The sequence below is a fragment of the Kocuria atrinae C3-8 genome (assembly GCF_000286355.1).
Classification (GTDB): Bacteria; Actinomycetota; Actinomycetes; order Actinomycetales; family Micrococcaceae; genus Kocuria; species Kocuria atrinae_A.
Genome location: NZ_AJXN01000114.1, coordinates 1 through 5,019 on the forward strand (window position 1 = coordinate 1; position 5,019 = coordinate 5,019).

1 protein-coding gene and 2 pseudogenes are annotated in these 5,019 nt (G+C 65.2%); 2 read left to right on the forward strand and 1 reads right to left on the reverse strand.

Features of this window, described 5'->3' with window-relative positions; all coding sequences use genetic code 11:
* Positions 1-133: 133 nt before the first annotated feature.
* Positions 134-2,708: pseudogene (gene pepN, locus YO9_RS0112390) on the reverse strand (aminopeptidase N).
* Between the two features lie 227 nt (positions 2,709-2,935).
* Between pepN and YO9_RS0112395 the strand changes: the two are divergent.
* Together YO9_RS0112395 and YO9_RS0112400 are read left to right on the forward strand one after the other, a co-directional pair.
* Positions 2,936-3,448, forward strand: coding sequence for a ribose-5-phosphate isomerase (locus tag YO9_RS0112395; RefSeq protein WP_016997777.1), 513 nt, complete (start codon positions 2,936-2,938; stop codon positions 3,446-3,448).
* A 2-nt stretch (positions 3,449-3,450) separates the two neighbouring features.
* Positions 3,451-4,373, forward strand: a pseudogene (locus YO9_RS0112400) (Fpg/Nei family DNA glycosylase).
* The last annotated feature ends 646 nt before the right edge of the window (positions 4,374-5,019 follow it).

A 5,019-nucleotide genomic window follows, 5' to 3' on the forward strand; every position in this document is an offset into this window, starting at 1 on the left:
CGCGTCACCCACCTGCTGCGGGGGGTTGCGTCACGGGCTGCGCCGCGGACCGCGACCTCACAGCGCCCAGGGTGAACGTGCGGCGACCTCGGGCGGCCGGCCGGGGGGTTCAGGTGAGGTTGTTCGGGTGTGCTCATGCGGTGGTGTTCTCCTGTCCTGCTGCGACGGCGTCCACGGCCTGGGCCTCCACGGCGCGGCGGATGGCGTCCTGACGTTCCAGGACGATGCGGCGCAGGCCGTTGTGCTGACCGGCCACCTGATCGAGGAATCGCTGAGCGTCGTCGATGGTTGCCTGCGCGGCCAGGCGCGGGAACAGGCCCGCCGCGATCTGCTGGGACAGCTCGTGCGTGCGGGTGGTCCACACGTCGGTGACTGCATCAAAATACTTATCCGCGTACGGAGCCACGAGTTCCTGATCATGCACACGGAAGAACCCCGCAATGGCCGCTTGTTGTTGCGAGTTGGGAAGCGAACCGTCCACCACGATCTGCTGCCACGCGGCGGCCTTGGCCTCGGGTGTGGGGATCGCGGCGCGCGCGGTGGCCGCGGCAATGGCGCCGGTCTCGGTGTTGTCCTCAGCCAGGGCGGCGTCGATCTCGGTCTCGCCGCGGCGACTGCGGCCACCAAAGCGGTCAGCACGACCCAGCGGGTGTCGGTGTTCATGTCCACGCCGGAGGGGATGTTCTCGTCGCGGTCGAAGGCTTCGAGCTGATCGAACTGTGCCGCCGTGACAGCCCGGCGGGCAAAGGCACGGAAGAACTGCCACTGGTGATCCGAACCCGGGGCCGAGGCCTCGACCAGGTCCCAGATCGTGGCTGCGGCGGCGGCGCGGATCTCGTCCGCGTCCTTCGGAGCCAGGTAGTAGTCGAGCACGGTGTCCAGCTGCCGGAGCTGAACCTGCACGGCGGTGGAATCCGTCTCGCGGCCAATATTGGCGAGCACCAACTGGACGTACTCGCGGGCGGGGGACACGCCGTCGTGCACGGAATCCCAGGCCGCCCCCCACACGAGGGAGCGGGGCAGGGACTCTTCGAAGTCGCCCAGGTGATTATTGGCGGTGTCCTGCGAGCACTCGTCCAGGCGGATCTTGGCGTAGGCCAGATCGTCGTCGTTGAGCAGAACGAGGTCCGGGCGTTCCCGGCCCACGAGCTCGGGCACTTCGGTGCGCTCGCCGTCCACGTCGAGTTCCACGCGGTGCGTGCGCACCAGACTGTTAGCGGCGTCGTCGTGATCGTAGAAGCCGACCGCGAGACGGTGGGGGCGCAGCGTGGGGTGGCCCTCCTGACCGATCTGCTCGATCACGAAGGAGGTGATCACGCCGTCCTGGTCCGCCTCCACGTGCGGGATCAGGGTGTTGACGCCGGCGGTCTCGAGCCAGCGCTCGGTCCAGTCGGTGAGGTCGCGGCCGCTGGCTGCCTCGAGTTCGACCATGAGGTCCGAGAGCTCGGTGTTGGCCCACGCGTGCTTGCCGAAGTATGCGTTAAGACCGGCCATGAATTCTTCTTGGCCCACCCACGCGACGAGCTGCTTGAGCACGGATGCGCCCTTGGCATAGGTGATGCCGTCGAAGTTGACCAGGACGTCCTCGAGATCGCGGATCTCGGCCTTGATGGGGTGCGTGGTGGGCAGCTGATCCTGCTCGTAACCCCAGGACTTCTCGCCGGCCACAAAGGTGGTCCACGCGTTGGTGTACTTGGTGTTCTGGGCGCACGCGAGCGTGGACATGTACTCGGCGAAGGACTCGTTGAGCCACAGGTCGTTCCACCAGCGCATGGTCACCAGGTCGCCGAACCACATGTGGGCCAGCTCGTGAAGAACGGTAATCGCGCGGCGTTCCACGCGGGCCTGGGACGGCTTGGAGCGGAAGATGTACTGCTCCACGAACGTCACTGCACCGGCATTTTCCATGGCACCGGCGTTGAACTGCGGGACGAACAATTGGTCGTACTTCTCGAAGGGGTACGGCACGCCGAACTGCGACTCGAAGAACTCGAAGCCCTGCTTGGTGACCTCAAACATTTCGTCCGCGTCCACGAACTCGGACAGCGACTTACGCGAGTACAGGCCCAGGTCGATGGTGCGGCCGTCCGAAGACGTCAGCGAATCGGTGATCGACACGTAGGGGCCCGCAATCAACGCGGTGATGTAGCAGGACATCACGGGGGTGGGGGAGAACTGCCACCGGGCACTCCCTCACGGACGGGGGTGGGCTCCGGCGTGGGCTGGTTGGACACCACGGCCCAGTGATCGGGGGCGGTCACATCGAAGCGGAACGTGGCCTTCAGATCCGGCTGCTCGAATACCGGGAACATGCGGCGGGCATCGGCCACCTCGAACTGGGAGTAGAGGTAGACCTCATCGTCCACGGGGTCCACGAAGCGGTGCAGGCCCTCGCCGGTGTTCATGTAGGACATGCGGGATTCCACGACCAGCTCGTTGGTTTCCGCGAGATCGGGGAGCTGGATGCGCACACCGTTGCTGACCTCGGCGGGGTCCAACTGCTTGCCGTTGAGCGTGACCGATTCCACGGACGCGGTGATCGCGTCAATGAACGTGCTGGCACCGGGCGTGGCCGTGAAACGAACCGTGGTGCGCGCTGCGAATGTCTCCGGATTATCAGTGAGGTCCAGGACCACATCATAGGAATCGACCGAAACAGTCTCCGCCCGCTGGACGGCTTCTTCTCGGGTCAAATTGATTCCGGGCACGTGAGTGATCCTCTCCTCGACTGCTGGGGGTGCGCGCGCTCCGGGCGCGCGAGCATCTAGCCATTATGGCAGTCTGCGGCCAGGATCACATCGGGACCAGCTGTGATCGTTCTGATCAGGGCGATTTCCGAGGCTCACGGTACGGTGGTGGGTGTCAGATTTCCCTCGGCGGTCACCCGGGATCTCGCCCGCTCGGTGCCGCACCTGATTCAGGAGAAACCCCGCTCATGCGCGTGCACATCGCCACCGACCACGCCGGTCTCGAACTGTCCCAGTACTTCATCGAGCAGTTGTCCGCCGCCGGTTACGACATGGTGGACCACGGTCCCGAAGAGTACGACGCCGCCGACGACTACCCCGCCTTCTGCATCCACGCCGCCCGCGCCGTCAAGGAGGATCGTGATCAGGGTCTGGATTCCCTGGGCATCGTGCTCGGCGGTTCCGGCAACGGTGAACAGATGGCAGCCAACAAGGTCGAGGGCATCCGCGCGGCTCTGGCCTGGAACCTGGACACCGCCAAGCTCGCCCGCGACCACAACAATGCGCAGGTCGTGGCCATTGGTGGGCGTCAGCACTCCAAGGAAGAAGCGCTCGAGATCGTCAAGGCGTTCCTCGCTGAGGAATTCACCGGCGAGGAGCGTCACGAACGACGCATCGCACAGCTGGGCGAGTACGAGACCACCGGTGACATCAAGGGCAAGCTCGACCAGGTCACCGCGCGCCCCGTCACCCAGAACTGACCGTGCCCGAAGGTCATTCCGTTCACCGACTGGCTCGCCAGCTCGATGACGTCTTCGCGGGACAGTCCCTGCGGGTATCCAGCCCGCAGGGACGTTTCGCGCAGGGTGCGGCTCAGCTCGACGGTCGCGTTCTCACCGGTACCAGGCGCACGGCAAGCAGCTTTTCATGAGTTTCGCAGCCCCGTCCGACGCCGCCGACGTGCTCATCCTCCGCTCGCACCTAGGTATTTACGGCGCGTGGAGTTTCGCCGGCGACGAGACGTTTCAAGCGGCGTCGTCGATCGGCGCACCCCGCAAGGTGGGGGAGCAGGAAGCCGGGTCCTCGGCCGAATCTGCTGTCGAGTACGACGACGCCGGGCTGGTCGTTCCCGACGCCCCCGTCGGTGCGGTGCGTGTTCGGTTGGTGGGGGAGCACGGGTGGGCCGATCTGCGCGGTCCTGCGCTGTGCACCGTGGAGACTCCGGAGGAATCCGCGCTCGCCGAAGCCAAGCTGGGTCCGGATCCGCTCAATCCCGATGCGGATCCGGAGCCGTTCATCGCCAAGGCCGGAAAGAGTAAGCGCCCGATTGCCGTGTTGCTCATGGAACAGAATGTGGTGGCGGGTATCGGCAACATCTTTCGCGCGGAGTCGCTGTTCCGCCGCGGACTTGATCCGTTCCTACCCGGAACCTCGCTGAGCCGCGAAGACCTCCTGGGACTGTGGGAGGAAAACGTGGCGCTCATGGACATCGGTGTGCGGGTAGGGCGCATCATCACGACCGATCCCGTGGACCGCCCCGGTATCTCCGAGGCCGAAGCCTGGCCCCACCACGGCAACTACGTGTACCACCGCCACGGTCAGCCCTGTCTGCACTGCGGCACCACCGTGCTGCGCCAAGACCTCAACGGTCGCGCCCTTTACTGGTGCCCGGAGTGCCAGAAGTAGAGGCGTGGCCGCATCCTGTGCGCCGCCCGGCAGACTTTGTGTGGCACTAGGCACTCCTGCGCACTCCACAAGGATTGGCACCGCCTTTGGTGCGCCGTTGGGGCCTTCCTGGGCACGTCATGTTTCGGTGGAACCCTTTCTGACACCGCCTCCCGCGCGCCGATAGAACCCGCCTGTGCACCCTGGAAGGTCTGGCTTCGACTCTGGTGCGCCGGTAGAACCCGCCCGTGCACCTCAGGCGCCGTTAGAACCTTTTCCGGGCCCGCCAAGGTTCTAACAACCCCTCACATGTGCGCCGTGGTTCGAGCGCACTTCAGAAGCGGAGTTTGGCTGGGTCTGGGCCGCCCAAGGTGGAGAGGTCGGTGGCCGAGGCAGGCGCCGGGCCAAGTCGGCCAGCGGTGGTTTGTCGTGGGGCGCCCTAGCCCATGGCACTCGGTGACATTTGGGGCAGGGGATCGCAGCAAAACCTGCCCTCCGGGTACGCACCTCTACCCAGAATGTTCTGGCTCGCAGAACTCTCCCTCAGACGTTGGCGATTTGAGACGTATGGACGCAGGATACGCATTCGGAGGGTCCAACGCGCGGTTTCGAATGTGAATCACCTACTTCACCTCGACATCTACGTCACTTAGCCTCGATCCACCGA

Coding starts and splice junctions, on each gene's coding strand:
- YO9_RS0112395 (WP_016997777.1), top strand. CDS start 2,936: ATGCGCGTGCACATCGCCACCGACCACGCCGGTCTCGAACTGTCCCAG.